Origin of the sequence: Rhizobium sp. BT-226, assembly GCF_025847085.2 — a bacterium.
GTDB classification, from domain to species: Bacteria; Pseudomonadota; Alphaproteobacteria; order Rhizobiales; family Rhizobiaceae; genus Rhizobium; species Rhizobium sophorae.
In genome coordinates, this window is sequence record NZ_JAOYTI010000003.1 from 1 (window position 1) to 14,401 (window position 14,401).

Consider the following 14,401-nt stretch of genomic DNA (forward strand, 5'->3'; position numbering starts at 1 on the left):
CGCCATCCGATCGCCGCCGGCATCGGCGAGCATTTCGAGCTTGAGAACGAGGAAATGTACGGCGAGCAGTTTTCGGTGCCGGAACCGCTCGAAACGGTGTTCATCTCCTGGTTCCAGGGCGGCGAAGTGTTCCGCTCGGGCCTGACCTGGCGCCGTGGCGCCGGCAACATCTTCTATTTCCGCCCCGGCCACGAAACCTATCCGACCTATCACGACGTCAATGTCCAGAAGGTGCTGATCAATGGCGTGAAGTGGGCCTATAACCCTGAGGGGTCGTTGACGAGCATTACCGATGCTCCAAATGTCCCGGTAGAAAAAGCACTGGAGCCGATCGTCGAACGCGGCCCGAGACTGCACCAGGCCGGCGAAGCCGGTTACCGCTGAGGAACTGAAACATCTCCTTGGGCGTGGACGCCACGCGTGCGGTCGGCCCGGGAAAACACTGCGCTGATAGTCGTCGCTCTCCATTTGGCCAGACCATCTGGCGCTTGTGAAGGACGACGGTTTTGGAGCCAATGATTTCTATAAACGACCATGAGGACAAAAATGCGCTTGATCATTCTCGGAACCGGAGGATGGGCAAATACCCATGCCATGAATTTTTCCGAAATCACCGACGTAAAAATTGTTGCTGCTGTCGATACCGACGAGGTCCGGCTGCGGGCCTTCGCGCTCAGGCATGGTATCCCACTTACTTTCACGTCGCTTGATGACGCCCTTGCATGGGGAGAGTTTGACGCCGTGACCAATGTCACGCCGGATCGCGCGCATTATTCCACGACAATGAAGATACTCGGCGCCGGCAAGCATGTCCTCTGCGAGAAGCCGCTGGCGGTCAACTACCGCGAAGCCAAAGAGATGGCCGACGCAGCCGCTGCGTCCGGCAAGGTCACGATGGTAAACCTTACCTATCGTAATGTAGCGCCGCTGCAAGCAGCGCGTAAGATGGTGTTGGACGGACGCCTCGGCGCGATCCGCCACTTCGAAGCGTCCTATCTCCAGAGCTGGCTGGTCTCAAAGGCGTGGGGCGACTGGACCAAGGAATCGCAATGGCTTTGGCGGTTGTCGACAAAGCACGGCTCCAATGGCGTGCTGGGCGATGTCGGTATCCATATCCTCGACTTCGCGGTTTTTGCCGCCGGAAGTAACGTCAAGGCCGCCGCATCGCATCTTAAGGTGTTCGACAAGAGCCCCGGGAACCGGATCGGCGAGTATGATCTCGACGCTAACGACAGCTTCTTGATGATGGCTGAACTCGAAAACGGTGCTGCTGGCGTCATCCACGCAACGCGCTGGGCGACTGGCCATCTGAACGAATTGCGGCTGCGCCTGCATGGAGACAAGGGCGCGCTGGAGGTGGTGCATACGCCTGAAGGTTCGACGCTCAGGGCCTGTGAAGGTCCTGATGCCGACAAGGCAATCTGGCGTAAGATCGAGGTCGAACCGGTTATCACCAATTTCCAGCGTTTTGCAAATGCCGTGCAAAAGGGGCAGCCGGATGAGCCTGGTTTCGGCCACGCAGCCAAGCTGCAATTCGTTCTTGACCATGCAGTGAAGACGGCGGGCGCTCTGACTGAACTTTAGACCGGCCTCACACAGGTTCGTCGGCAGGGGAATTGCAAAGCACGATGATCTTATCAAGTTCGCTGGTTAAGATCATCTTCGCTGATGCCGAAGTGCTCGAGGATGATGCCGACGTTGCGGCGATGCGATTTGAAGTAGACGTCGAAGAGATCGCCGAGCAATGGAACCGAACCGCCGGCCGCATCGATGCCGAGATTGACAGCCATGCGTGCAAGCTTGTCGTTGGGAATGCCGAGACGCCGCGCCTCATTGAGAATGTAAAGACCGATGAGTGACGTGGCAACGTCGCCGACGGCTGGAAGGAGGCCGAGCACAGAGTCGGCGCCGATCCTCACACCGATGACGGGCAGGCGGATGGCAGTGTCCATAAGCCGAGCGATACGGGCAGCGCGGCGAATTCTTTCGAGTTCGGAAGAGGTGGGGTATCTCGTGGCATTGGAAGCTGACATCAGTGGTCCTGCCGCGCGACGGATCGCTGCGCCTCCGTCGAGAATGAAAGGAAGCCTTCCATCATCCGGCACAGCGAGTGCTCGCCGCAATCGTACGGGTTTTTCATGGCCGGGAAACGCCGCAAACCCGATAAGGTTCGTCTGCGGGGCGATGCAGATCATCTCTCGTCGGGAACCACGACCAATTTGCCCACGAAGTTCTTCGCCATGAAATCGGTCTGCGCGCGGTGGAATTCCGACAGCGGATAGACACCACCTACGAGAGGCCGAATCTTCCGGCTTTCGATATAGCCGACGATCCGGCGAAAGTCGGCGCGGCTTCCCTGGCTCGAGCCGTGCAGCTCCAGCTGTTTCAGATACATGGTCCGCAAATCGAGCTGAACGACCGGGCCGGCGATGGCGCCGGCTGTCGTGTAGCGGCCTTCGGGGCGCAGGATCTTCAGGAGATCGTTGAACAGCGGCCCGCCGACGAGATCGGCGACGACATCGATCGGCTGGCCACGGCTGGCGGAATGGACGGCTGCGACGAGATCGCCCTTGCCGCGGGTCACGACCGCATCGGCGCCGATATCGAGCATCGCCGCCTCCTTGCCGGGGCCGGCGACCGCGATCGGGATGGCGCCGCGAGCGCGCGCGAGCTGGATGATCGCCGAGCCGACGCCACCCGAGGCGCCTGTGACGAGGACGCGTTCGCCAGCGACAAGCCTTGCCCGTTCCAGCATGCGCTCGCCGGTCAGATAGGCGCAGCAGAAGGTGGCGAGTTCGACGTCGGTCAGATCGGTTGCGACGACATAGGCGTTCTCGGCCGGCAGTGCCATGTATTCGGCATAACCGCCGTCGCGGCCATGGCCCATGTAATCGATGTCGGCGAGGCTGTCGTCGTCGCGGTTGTAGATCGAGAAGTCGACCATGACGCGTTCGCCGATGCGCGCCGGATTGACGCCGGCTCCGACGCCGACGATATCCCCCACCGTATCGGTGCCCTGAATGCGCGGGAATGTTAGCGTATTGCCTTGCCTGCGCCAAGTGGAGACGGCGGACGGATCGTCCTCGGTGCCATAGGCGCCTTGGCGGACCCAGACGTCGGTATTGTTCATGCCGCAGGCCGTAACGCGGATTAGAACCTCGCCGTCCGCGGGTCTCGGGACGGGCACGTCCCTGTCATAGACGAGCTTGTCCAGACCGCCATGGCCGGTAAGCAATACGGCCGCCATCTTTTCCGGGATCGTCATGCTGATCTTCTCCCTCAGATGGTCTTGAAGACGGTTTCGATCGCATCCGCCGCGGCCTTGACCACGATGTCGGCCTCCTCGCGTGTCAGGCAGAGCGGCGGGGCGAAGCCGAGGATGTCGCCCTGCGGCATGGCGCGGCCGATGACGCCGCGTTCGAGCAGGGCGGAGGCAACCTGCGGGCCGATCTTGCGGCCGGCATCGAAGAATGTGCGGTCGTCCTTGTCCTCGACGAATTCGACGGCCGCCATCAGCCCGTCGCCGCGGACTTCGCCGACGTTTCGGTGGCCGCCGACCGCCTTTGCGAGTTCCGAGCGGAAATAGGCGCCGGTCGTGCCGGCATTCTCGACGATGCCGAGTTCGTCGATCAGTTCGAGATTGGCAATGCCTGCAGCAGCACAGATCGGATGGGCGGAGTAGGTCCAGCCGTGACCGATCGCCCCCAACTGATCGGAACCCTGCACCAGGACTTGCCACATCTTGTTCGAAACGATCGTGCCGGAAAGGGGAGCGTAGGCTGAGGTCAGGCCCTTGGCGATGGTGATCAGCTCCGGCTTCATGCCGTAATGATCCGAGCCGAACATTGTGCCGAGGCGGCCGAAGCCGGTGACGACTTCATCGGCGATGAGCAGGATGTCATATTTGTCGAGCACGGCCTGGATCTTCTGCCAGTAGGTTTTCGGCGGCGGCACGATGCCGCCGGTGCCGAGGATGGGTTCGCCGATGAAGGCGGCGATCGTTTCCGGGCCTTCGGCAATGATCATCTCCTCGAGCTTGTCGGCGCAATATTGCGAGAACTGCTCCTCGCTCATCGACCGGTCGGGGCGGCGGAAATAATAGGGAGCCTCGGTGTGCAGCACCGGCGCCCGCGGCAGATCGAAAGCATTATGGAAGAGCGCCAGGCCGGTGAGGCTGCCGGTCATGACGCCGGAGCCGTGATAACCGCGCCAGCGCGAGATGATCTTCTTCTTTTCCGGACGGCCGAGAATGTTGTTGTAAAACCAGATGAGCTTGATGTTGGTCTCGTTGGCGTCCGAGCCCGAAAGACCGAAATAGACGCGGCTCATGCCGGTGGGGGCGCGGTCGATGATCATTTTCGACAGCGTAATCGAGGCTTCCGTGCCGTGGCCGACATAGGCGTGGTAATAGGCGAGGTTCTTCGCCTGTTCGGCGATCGCATCGGCAATCTTCTGGCGGCCGTAGCCGACATTGACGCAATACAGGCCGGCAAAGGCGTCGAGGCTTTTGCGGCCTGTCGTGTCGGTGATGTAGACGCCTTCGCCGCCGGCGACGATACGGGTCGGCGTCTCGCCGCGGGCATGCCCGCCCATATGGGTCGATGGGTGGAAGAAGTGATCGCGGTCCCAGGCGGTGAGTTCGTTGCTTCTGTCGAGCATGTCGTAGCCTCTTTCTTGAAATGGGGGCTCGCTTGAAATGGGGTCAGGCGGCCGTGTCGATGCAGAGATATTTGAGCTCGGTGAAGGCCTCGAGGCCGTGGCGTGAACCCTCGCGGCCGAGACCGGACTGCTTCCAGCCACCGAAGGGAATTGGAGCGCCGGTGATCTTAACCCGGTTGACGGCCACCATGCCGTATTCCAGTGCGCGGCCGAGGCGCATCTGCCGGGCGCCGTTTTCTGTGACGATATAGGCGACGAGGCCATATTCGGTATCGTTGGCGCGGGCGATGACCTCTTCTTCGGTGTCGAAAGTGGTAATGGCCGCCACCGGCCCGAAAGTCTCCTCACGCATGATCAGCGCATCCGCCGGCACATCGGTCAGCAGCGTCGGCTCGTAGAAAAGCCGGCCGGCCTTATGGCGCTTGCCGCCGGTGACGAGCCGTGCGCCACGCGTCAGCGCGTCGGAGACCTGCTCCTCGACTTTGGCGTCGGCGCGTTCATGCATCAGCGGCCCGATCTCGGCGCCATCCTCGAGCCCCGGACCAACCTTCAGTTCGGCAATGCGGTCTGCGAAGGCCTTGGTAAAGGCATCGGCGATCCGCCGCTGGACGAAAATGCGATTGGCGGCGAGGCAATCCTGGCCTGATGTGGCAAACTTGGCGTTGACGGCGATCTCGACGGCCTTTTCGATCTCGGCGTCGTCGAAGATGATCAGCGGGGCGTGGCCGCCGAGTTCCATCACCAGCCGCTTCAGGGTCGGCGCGCACTGGGCGGCGATCAGCCGTCCGATTGCGGTGGAGCCGGTAAAGCTCATGGCGCGCACGCGGGTGTCGGTGCACATCCGTCCGACGATCGTTGCGGCATTGCCGGTGACCACGTTGAAGACGCCGGCTGGAATGCCGGCCCGCTCGCCGAGCTCGGCAAGCGCCAGTGCCGAAAGCGGCGTCTCGGAGGAGGGGTGGGCAATGACCGTGCAGCCGGCGGCCAGCGCTGCGGCAGCCTTTCGGGTGAGCATGGCAGAGGGGAAATTCCAGGGCGTGACGATGCCGACGACGCCGAGCGCCTCGCGCCGGACGATCATTTCCGCGCCGGGCAGATGGCTGGTGACGCTCTCGGCGTTCAGCCGCTTGCCTTCTTCGGCATACCATTCGACGAAGGAGGCAGCGTAATCGATCTCGCCACGCGATTCCGCAAGCGGCTTGCCCTGTTCGAGCGTCATGATCAGCGCCAGATCCTCCTTGGCTGCAAGCATCAGCTCATGCCATTTGCGCAGGATCGCCGCGCGGCCCTGCGGCAGCATCGCGCGCCAGCCGGCGAAAGCCTCCGACGCTGCATCGATTGCCACCGCCGTCTCATCGGCGCCGAGGCTCGCAACCCAGGCCAGCGTCGCCGAAGAGGCGGGATCGGTGACCTCGAAGCTTTTCCCTGATTTGCCGGTGATCCACCGGCCGTCGACATAGGCGAGATCGCGCAGGAGATGACGGTCGGCAAGGCGCGACAGCGCGTCATGATAGGCGGGGCGGGCAAAAACGGCGGTCATGTCCATTCTCCTCGTGGCGGTTGACGTCAGTCTTCCACGGGAGCGGGCGAGAGATTGTCTGTTGGCGGATGCGAAAAGAGAGAGATGGTCTAAAGGACGGCGGCTTTGCAGAGAGATTGTCTACGGCGAGGTCTGTTCTTCGCCGGCGGCAGTGAAGGAAGAGACCGGAAGGACTGTTTCCTCCTTCACCGTCTTGGTGACGATGTAGGTGAAGTAGCGGTCGATGCCGAGTTCGCGGTCGAGAAGCCCGTCGACCAGCCGCTGATAGGCGTCGATATCGGGCGCGATGATCTTCAGAATGTAATCGACGCCGCCGCCGACCGACCAGCAGGCAACGATCTCTGGGATTGCGCTCACGGCGCGCTCGAAGCGCTCGAAATCCGCCTGGCGATGATTGGCGAGCGTCACTTCCATCATCACGCTGGCGACCGGCGCGATCCGCCGCGGCGCGACGCGTGCGTGATAGCCCGTGATGATCCCGGCCTTTTCGAGCTTGCGCAGCCGCATCCAGCACGGTGTCGGCGACAGTCCGGCCTTTTCGGCCAGCGCCAGCTTGGTGATGCGGCCGTCGCGCTGGACGGCGTCGAGAATGCGCAGGTCGATGGCGTCGAGCTTCATGGTGCCTTCTTAAGAAGAAATCATTTCAAACGCAGGGAAAAGACAATGGGAGCGCATTTTTGCATTGTCAATTGAACTGATTTTCAGCAGTGTCAAAATCATGACAAAGTGGCGCCCCGATCCCTCGCAACTCCGCCGTCCGGCCTATCTCTCGCTTGCCGAGCAGATCGCAAACGCCATCACGGACGGCAAGCTCACCGATGGCACACAATTGCCGCCGCATCGCAAGATGGCGGACGATCTGCATCTCTCGGTGCAGACGGTCAGCCGCGCCTATGACGAGCTGATCCGCCGGGGGCTGATCTCCGGCGAGATCGGACGCGGCAGCTTCGTCCAGACCAGGCCGCGCGAGCCGGAACCGCCCTACCTGCCGGAACGGCTGGGCGAGGTGATCGATCTGTCGATCCTGAAACCGGTCTGCGAGCAGATCCATTTGGAAAGGCTGCGGCAGGCCTTCGGCTGGCTTTCGGAAAACCTGCCTTCCAGCTCGGCCCTTTCGTTCAGGCCGAACATGGTGTTTCCGCGCCACCGCGCGGTCGCCACGGAATGGCTGGCGCGCTGCGGGCTGGAGGTATCACCGCTGAACATCAGCGTGACGAACGGTGCGACATCGGGCATGACGGTGGCGCTGATGAGCGTCGCCCCGCCCGGCTCGACGGTTGCGACCGAAGCGATCAGCCATCATACGCTCGTTCCGCTCTCCACCTATCTCGGTCTGCACCTGGAAGGGCTGGCGATCGACGAGGAGGGCATGATCCCCGAGGCGCTGGATGAAGCCTGCCGGAAGGGACCGATCCGGGCAATATTCCTGCAGCCCTCGGTGATCAATCCGATGGCGGCGCTGATGAGCGCGGAGCGCAGGCAGGCGCTTGCTACCGTCGCTGCGAAGCATGATATCGCGATTATCGAAAACGATATTCTCGGCCCGATGGTCGAGAACCGCGCGCCGCCGATGGCCGCGTTTGCGCCGGAGCGGACACTCTACGTCACGAGCTTCACGAAAATTACCGTTCCTGGCTTGCGGATCGGCTATCTCACCGCACCCGACCGCTATGTCGCCGCCGTCGCCAACCGGCATCTCGTTTCCAACTGGATGGCGACGCCTGCCATGGCCGAGATCGCCACCCGCTGGGTCAGCGACGGCACGGCGATGGAACTGGTCAACTGGCAGCGCCGCGCCCTTTTGAGCCGGCACGCGATCGCGGCGGAGATGCTGGCCGGCCTGCCGTACCGGGCGCATCCGCAAAGCCTGCACGTCTGGCTGCCGCTCTCCGGCAACCATACGGAGGATGGTTTCGTATCGCAGGCAAGGCTGCGCGGCGTGGCGATCGCGCCCGGCAAATCGTTCCACACCGGCGATCAGGGCTGGACGCCAGCCGTGCGCATCTCGCTTGGTTCGACGACCGAAAGCGAGTTGCGGACGGGGCTCGGCATCGTCGCCTCGTTGGCGCTAGGAAATCCGGAAGAGCTGTTGCTTGCGATCTGATGCAGATGCCTTGCGTTTGAGCATGCGCAGAATAATTGTCATGATATTATTTTACGAATTGACATGATTTTGATGGACCGTCATCGTTAGGACATTGCTTGTCTCAACAGGGAGAGACATGAATGCTTCCGCCCATCATCCGCATCGACAATATCGTCAAGAAATACGGCCCGCTGACCGTGCTCGACGGCCTGTCGATGAACGTCATGCCGGGCGAGAAGCTGGCGCTGATCGGGCCATCCGGCTCCGGCAAGACGACGATCCTGCGCATTCTGATGACTTTGGAGACGATCAGCGGCGGCCATATCGAGGTCGACGGCGAACAGCTCTACCACATGCCCGATAGCAGTGGGCTGGTGCCGGCCGATGAACGGCATCTGCATCGCATGCGCGAAAAGATCGGCATGGTCTTTCAGCATTTCAATCTGTTCCCGCATAAATGCGTGCTCGACAACGTGACGCTGGCGCCGATGCTGACGAAGGGCATCAAGCGGCCCGTGGCCGAAAAGCGGGCGATGGAGCTTCTCGATATGGTCGGCCTGGCCGACAAGGCTAAAAGCGTCCCGGCACAGCTTTCCGGCGGGCAGAAGCAGCGCGTCGCCATTGCCAGGGCGCTGGCGCTGTCGCCGAAGATCATGCTGTTTGACGAGGTGACTTCGGCGCTCGATCCGGAGCTGGTCGAGGAGGTGCTGAACGTCATGCGGCGGCTCGCCTCCGAGACCGACATGACCATGCTTCTCGTCACGCATGAGATGGGCTTTGCCCATGATTTCGCCGACCGCGTGCTGTTCTTCGATCGCGGCAAGATCGTCGAGGAAGGCAAGCCGGGCGACATCTTTCGCAATCCGACGCAGGAGAGGACGCAGACTTTCCTGCGCAAGATCATTGCGGCGGGGCACCGCGTCTGACCTCAGACACTGCCCGCAAGAACAAAACTCAAGGAAAATCAGAGGAGTTGGGAACGATGAAAGCAGGATATCTTTTGAGCGCCGCCAGCCTGTCGGTGCTTCTGATCACAGCGGCTACGCCTGCCTACGCCGCCGATGACAAGCTCGAGCAGCTGAAGGAGCAAGGCTTTGCGCGCATCGCCATCGCCAATGAGCCGCCGTTCACCGCTGTCGGCGCCGACGGCAAAGTGTCCGGCGCCGCACCCGATGTGGCGCGCGCAATCTTCGAAAAGCTGGGCGTCAAGGAAGTGGTCGCCTCGATCTCGGAGTATGGCGCGATGATCCCCGGCCTGCAGGCCGGCCGCCACGACGCGATTACCGCAGGCCTCTTCATGAAGCCCGAGCGCTGCAACGCCGTCGCCTATTCCGAACCGATCCTCTGCGACGCTGAAGCTTTCGCTCTCAAGAAGGGCAACCCGCTGAAGCTGACGAGCTACAAGGACATCGCCGACAATCCTGATGCCAAGATCGGCGCGCCGGGCGGCGGCACCGAGGAGAAACTGGCGCTCGAGGCCGGCGTGCCGCGCGATCGCGTCATCGTCGTGCCGGATGGACAGAGCGGCATTAAGATGCTGCAGGACGGCCGCATCGACGTCTACTCGCTGCCAGTTCTGTCGATCCACGACCTGATGGCCAAGGCGAACGATCCAAACCTCGAAACCGTCGCTCCCGTCGTCAATGCGCCGGTCTATTGCGATGGCGCTGCCTTCCGCAAGCAGGACGTTGCGCTCCGCGACGCCTTCGATGTCGAGCTGAAGAAGCTGAAGGAATCGGGCGAATTCGCCAAGATCATCGAGCCCTACGGCTTCTCGGCCAAGGCGGCGATGTCGACGAGCCGCGAAAAGCTCTGCTCCGCGGCGAAGTAAACGAGGTGAACAGCCGGCCATGCCATGGGCATGGCCGGATTGTCCCCCAACGATCACCCAAAGCGCGTCGCGCTTTAGGTCCTTGTTTTTACGCATGTCGTTGTCGCAAAACCGCTGCACCCCCTTGCGCGACATGATCTAGGAAGAGAGTTGCCGATGGCGGTATGGTCCGGCTATCTGACACTGATCCTTGAGGGCGCCCTGGTGACGCTCGAACTGACGATCATGGGGTCTGCGCTGGCGCTGGTGATGGCCTTCGTGGCGGGCCTCGGCCGCCTGTCGCGCTTCTTCGCCGTGCGGGCTCTGGCGACGGCTTATATCGAGTTCTTCCGCGGCACCTCGATCTTCGTCCAGCTCTTCTGGGTCTATTTCGTGTTGCCTTTTGCGGGCTTGACCCTGACGCCGCTGCAGGCGGGCGTGCTGGCGCTCGGGCTGAATGTCGGCGCCTATGCGGCGGAAGTGGTGCGCGGCGCCGTCAAGGCCGTCGGGCGCGAACAGTCGGAAGCCTGCATCGCGCTCAACCTGTCGCGATACCAGCGCATGCGCCACGTCATCCTGCCGCAGGCGCTGCCGCTGATGCTGCCGACCTTCTGCAACAATGCGATCGAACTCCTGAAGGGCACGGCCGTCGTCTCGCTGATCTCGCTGACGGATATGACCTTCCAGGCGCAGGTGGTGCGGGCGCAAACCGGCAATACGCTGGTGCCCTTCGCAACGATCCTCATCCTCTATTTTCTCATGGCCTCGGCGATCTCCGCGACGATGCGCTGGCTGGAGCGGCGAATGGCGCGCAGCCTCGATGGCATAAGGACCTGATCAGATGGAATGGGATTGGGACTTCGTCTGGCAGATCATGCCGACCCTTCTCGAAGGGTTCAAGATCACTCTTCTCGCCACCATCCTCGGCGCTGCCGTCGCCATGATCGTCGGCCTGGGGCTCGCCATTGCGCGGCGCTCACCGGTCGCCGGCATTTCCAGGACGGTCGCCTTCGTCTCGGAATTTATCCGCGGTACGCCATTGCTGGTGCAGCTCTACTTCATCTTCTACGTGCTGCCGGATATCGGCATCCGGTTGGCGCCGCTGGTCGCCGGCGTCATCGGTATGGGCATTCACTATGCGACCTATACCGCCGAGGTCTATCGCGCCGGCATCGAGAACGTGCCGCGCGGACAATGGGAGGCAGCCAAGGCCACCAATCTGTCGACGCGCCAGGCCTGGATCCACGTGATCCTGCCGCAGGCGATCCCACCGATGATCCCGGCGCTCGCCAATTACTTCATCGCCATGTTCAAGGAGACGCCGCTGCTTTCGGCGATCACCGTGCTCGAACTGATGAACCAGGCAAAGAGCATCGCCAACAGCAATTACCGCTACATCGAGCCGATGACGCTGGTCGGCGTCTTCTTCCTCGTCATCAGCCTGATCTCGGTGGTGGGTTTGCGCTGGCTCGAGGAACGTTACGCCAGGATGGATGACTGACCATGAGCGCAAAGATCGAAATCATTCCCGCCGGCCGGCTGCCGCGACTGGAGGACCGGCCGCTGGAAAAGCGCATCGGGCTGGTCATCCTCGCGACGGACCACACGACGGAAGTCGATTTCCAGCGCATGGTCGCCGGCGATCGCCTCGGCGTCTATGTCAGCCGCATCCATTATGCCAATCCGGTCACACCGGAAAACCTCTTGAGGATGCAGCCGTCGCTGACCGAAGGCGCAGCGCTGATCCTGCCGGACGAGGCGCTCGATGCCATCGTCTATTCCTGCACCTCCGCCTCGGTGGTGATCGGCGACCGGAACATCGAGGCGGCGATCCATGCGGCCAAGCCAGGCGTTCCCGTCGTGACGCCGACGGCTGCCGCCGTTACCGGCCTGAAGGCGCTGGGCGCTAAACGGATTTCGGTGCTGACGCCCTATACGATCGACACCAGCCGGCCGATGGCGGATTATTTCGCGAAGCTCGGCTTTGCGATCGACCGCTTCACCTGTCTCGGCCTGACCGATGACCGCGAGATGGCGCGGATCGCACCGGACGAGATCGTCGCCTTCGCATGCCAGGCGCTGGCGCCGCAGTCGGACGCGCTGTTTATCTCTTGTACGGCCGTGCGGGCAGCAGAGGTCGCGGCCCGGATCGAGGCTGAAATCGGCAAGCCGGTGGTCACCAGCAATCTCGCGACCGCCTGGGCTTGCCTGCGGCTTTGCGCCGATGATCGGGCGCGGCCAGAACTCGGTCAATTGATGACCAAGCCCTATCGGGAAGGCTGAGATCATGGTGAGCACCTTGCCCGTTTCGCTGGAGGATATCCGCGCTGCGGCGCGGCGGATTGCCGGCCGCGTGATCGGCACGCCGATGGTGCAGTCCTTTTCCCTTGGCGAACTGGTCGGCGTCCCAGTCCATCTCAAGCTTGAGCATCACCAGACGACCGGCAGCTTCAAGCTGCGTGGGGCGACCAATGCTGTGCTCTCCTTGTCGCCGGCCGAGCGCTCGCGTGGCGTGGTCGCGGCCTCGACCGGAAATCACGGCCGGGCGCTTGCCTATGCGGCAAAGGCGGAAGGTGCCGTCGCGACCATCTGCATGTCGCGGCTGGTGCCGGAGAACAAGGTTTCGGAAATCCGCCGCCTCGGTGCCGATGTCCGCATTATCGGATCATCGCAGGACGAGGCGCAACAGGACGTCGACCGGCTGGTTCGTGAGGAGGGGCTGGTGATGGTCCCGCCCTTCGACCATCCCGATGTTGTGGCCGGGCAGGGAACACTGGGGCTCGAAATCATCGACACCTTGCCGGCGGCGGCAATCGTGCTGGTGCCGCTCTCGGGCGGCGGCCTTGCGGCCGGCGTTGCCGCAGCGGTCAAAGGCATCAGTCCGGCGACCAAGGTGATTGGTCTGACGATGGAGAAGGGTGCCGCGATGAAGGCAAGCCTCGATGCCGGACGGCCGGTGCAGGTCGAGGAAGTGGCGAGCCTTGCCGACTCGCTCGGCGGCGGCATCGGCCTCGACAACAGCGTGACCTATGCCATGTGCCGCGACCTTCTCGACGAGGTCATCCTGCTGACGGAAGCGGAAATCGCCGCTGGCATGCGCCATGCCTATGCCGCTGAACGCCAGGTCGTCGAAGGCGCTGGCGCCGTCGGTATTGCGGCGCTGCTTGCCGGGAAAATCTGGGGCGACGGTCCCATCGTCGTGATCCTGTCCGGGCAGAATGTCGACATGGAACAGCACCGGCGGGTGATCAATGGCAAGGCGGCACTCTGTGGGGAGGAGAGACCATGAGCCGGATGCTCATTCTGACGGAAGCGGAACTGAGGAAAGTCATCGCGCTTGATCGCGATGCGGTTGATTGCGTCGAGGCCGCTTTCGCAGCGCTTGCGACCAAGGCTGTCGCCATGCCGCCGATCCTGCGGCTCGACATTCCGGAATATCGCGGCGAAGTCGATGTGAAGACGGCCTATGTGCCCGGCATCGAGGGCTTCGCGATCAAGATCAGCCCCGGCTTCTTCGACAACCCCAAGCTCGGCCTGCCGAGTACCAACGGCATGATGGTGCTGCTGTCGAGCCGGACCGGGCTGGTGCAGGCGCTGCTCTTGGACAACGGCTATCTCACCGACGTGCGCACCGCAGCAGCCGGCGCCGTCGCGGCAAAACATCTATCGCGGGAAAATGCATCCGTGGCCGCGATCTGCGGTGCGGGCATGCAGGCGCGGCTGCAGCTCGAAGCACTGACGCTGGTTCGCCCCATCCGCGAGGCGAGGATATGGGCGCGCGATGCGGCCAAGGCGCAAAGCGTGGCAGCCGAATTGGCCGCAAAGCTCGGCTTTCCCATCACCGCGACAGCGGACGCCAGAGGCGCAATGATCGGCGCTGATCTCATCGTCACCACCACGCCGTCGGAAACCCCGATCATCGGGGCCGGGTGGCTGGAACCCGGACAACATCTGACGGCGATGGGCTCGGACGCGGAACACAAGAACGAGATCGATCCGGCCGCCATTGCGGGTGCCGGCCTCTACGTCGCCGACAGCCTGAAGCAGACGCGGCGCCTCGGCGAGTTGCATCACGCAATCGATGCTGGGCTGGTCGCAGGCGATGCGGTCTTTGCCGAGCTCGGCCAGATCGTCGCCGGCCGGACTCCGGGACGGATGCGCGACGACCAGATCACCATTGCGGACCTGACCGGGACCGGCATCCAGGACACCGCCATCGCCACGCTCGCCTTTGCCCGCGCCGGCACGGCAAATGCAGGGACCACGTTCGAAAGCTGACCGGCGCGGCGCCGGAAAAGAAGGGAAG

At 62.7% G+C, this 14,401-nt stretch carries 15 protein-coding genes; 10 read left to right on the forward strand and 5 right to left on the reverse strand.

All coding sequences use genetic code 11. The features are described 5' to 3' along the window. On the forward strand, positions 1-384 hold a 384-nt coding region (locus tag OIU37_RS19500), incomplete at its 5' end, for a ThuA domain-containing protein (RefSeq protein WP_264258506.1). Between the two features lie 162 nt (positions 385-546). Then, positions 547-1,584, forward strand: coding sequence for a Gfo/Idh/MocA family protein (locus tag OIU37_RS19505; RefSeq protein ID WP_182211465.1), 1,038 nt, complete (start codon positions 547-549; stop codon positions 1,582-1,584). Positions 1,585-1,637: 53 nt separating this feature from the next. On the opposite strand, the gene OIU37_RS19510 is transcribed toward OIU37_RS19505, so the two are convergent. The 5 genes from OIU37_RS19510 to OIU37_RS19530 all read right to left on the reverse strand — a co-directional run bounded on the left by OIU37_RS19510 (position 1,638) and on the right by OIU37_RS19530 (position 6,817). After that, positions 1,638-2,033 carry a DUF4112 domain-containing protein gene (locus OIU37_RS19510; RefSeq protein ID WP_171603089.1) on the reverse strand — a complete coding sequence of 132 codons (396 nt, stop codon included), beginning with the start codon at positions 2,031-2,033 and terminating at the stop codon, positions 1,638-1,640. Positions 2,034-2,191: 158 nt separating this feature from the next. Further along, entirely contained in the window at positions 2,192-3,265 is a 1,074-nt protein-coding gene (locus tag OIU37_RS19515; protein ID WP_264258507.1) for an alcohol dehydrogenase family protein, read from the reverse strand. A 14-nt stretch (positions 3,266-3,279) separates the two neighbouring features. Beyond that, a complete protein-coding gene (locus OIU37_RS19520) occupies positions 3,280-4,659 on the reverse strand; it encodes an aspartate aminotransferase family protein (RefSeq protein WP_264258508.1) in 1,380 nt (459 codons plus the stop codon). 43 nt (positions 4,660-4,702) lie between these two features. Continuing rightward, positions 4,703-6,199 carry an NAD-dependent succinate-semialdehyde dehydrogenase gene (locus OIU37_RS19525; protein ID WP_264258509.1) on the reverse strand — a complete coding sequence of 499 codons (1,497 nt, stop codon included), beginning with the start codon at positions 6,197-6,199 and terminating at the stop codon, positions 4,703-4,705. A 120-nt stretch (positions 6,200-6,319) separates the two neighbouring features. Then, positions 6,320-6,817 carry an Lrp/AsnC family transcriptional regulator gene (locus OIU37_RS19530; RefSeq protein ID WP_264258510.1) on the reverse strand — a complete coding sequence of 166 codons (498 nt, stop codon included), beginning with the start codon at positions 6,815-6,817 and terminating at the stop codon, positions 6,320-6,322. 100 nt (positions 6,818-6,917) lie between these two features. On the opposite strand from OIU37_RS19530, the gene OIU37_RS19535 reads away from it, so the two are divergent. From OIU37_RS19535 to eutC, 8 genes are all read left to right on the forward strand, one after another. Further along, positions 6,918-8,303: a PLP-dependent aminotransferase family protein gene (locus OIU37_RS19535; RefSeq protein WP_264258511.1), complete on the forward strand. Its 1,386-nt coding sequence runs from the start codon at positions 6,918-6,920 to the stop codon at positions 8,301-8,303. A gap of 122 nt (positions 8,304-8,425) precedes the next feature. Further along, the gene (ehuA, locus tag OIU37_RS19540) at positions 8,426-9,211 is read left to right on the forward strand and encodes an ectoine/hydroxyectoine ABC transporter ATP-binding protein EhuA (protein ID WP_240603882.1); all 786 of its coding nucleotides are present in this window, start codon (positions 8,426-8,428) and stop codon (positions 9,209-9,211) included. Positions 9,212-9,267: 56 nt separating this feature from the next. Continuing rightward, the gene (gene ehuB / locus OIU37_RS19545; RefSeq protein WP_264258512.1) at positions 9,268-10,116 is read left to right on the forward strand and encodes an ectoine/hydroxyectoine ABC transporter substrate-binding protein EhuB; all 849 of its coding nucleotides are present in this window, start codon (positions 9,268-9,270) and stop codon (positions 10,114-10,116) included. A 156-nt stretch (positions 10,117-10,272) separates the two neighbouring features. Beyond that, on the forward strand, positions 10,273-10,932 hold the full coding sequence (gene ehuC, locus OIU37_RS19550) for an ectoine/hydroxyectoine ABC transporter permease subunit EhuC (RefSeq protein ID WP_240603880.1): 660 nt from the start codon (positions 10,273-10,275) through the stop codon (positions 10,930-10,932). A 4-nt stretch (positions 10,933-10,936) separates the two neighbouring features. Next, positions 10,937-11,596 carry an ectoine/hydroxyectoine ABC transporter permease subunit EhuD gene (ehuD, locus tag OIU37_RS19555; RefSeq protein WP_003550192.1) on the forward strand — a complete coding sequence of 220 codons (660 nt, stop codon included), beginning with the start codon at positions 10,937-10,939 and terminating at the stop codon, positions 11,594-11,596. Positions 11,597-11,598: 2 nt separating this feature from the next. Next, complete coding sequence (gene eutA / locus OIU37_RS19560; RefSeq protein ID WP_264258513.1) at positions 11,599-12,378, forward strand: ectoine utilization protein EutA; 780 nt, start codon at positions 11,599-11,601, stop codon at positions 12,376-12,378. Between the two features lie 4 nt (positions 12,379-12,382). Then, entirely contained in the window at positions 12,383-13,384 is a 1,002-nt protein-coding gene (gene eutB, locus OIU37_RS19565) for a hydroxyectoine utilization dehydratase EutB (protein WP_264258514.1), read from the forward strand. Next, a complete protein-coding gene (gene eutC, locus OIU37_RS19570) occupies positions 13,381-14,373 on the forward strand; it encodes an ectoine utilization protein EutC (RefSeq protein WP_240603877.1) in 993 nt (330 codons plus the stop codon). Before eutB ends, eutC begins: the two co-directional genes overlap by 4 nt. Positions 14,374-14,401: the final 28 nt, after the last annotated feature.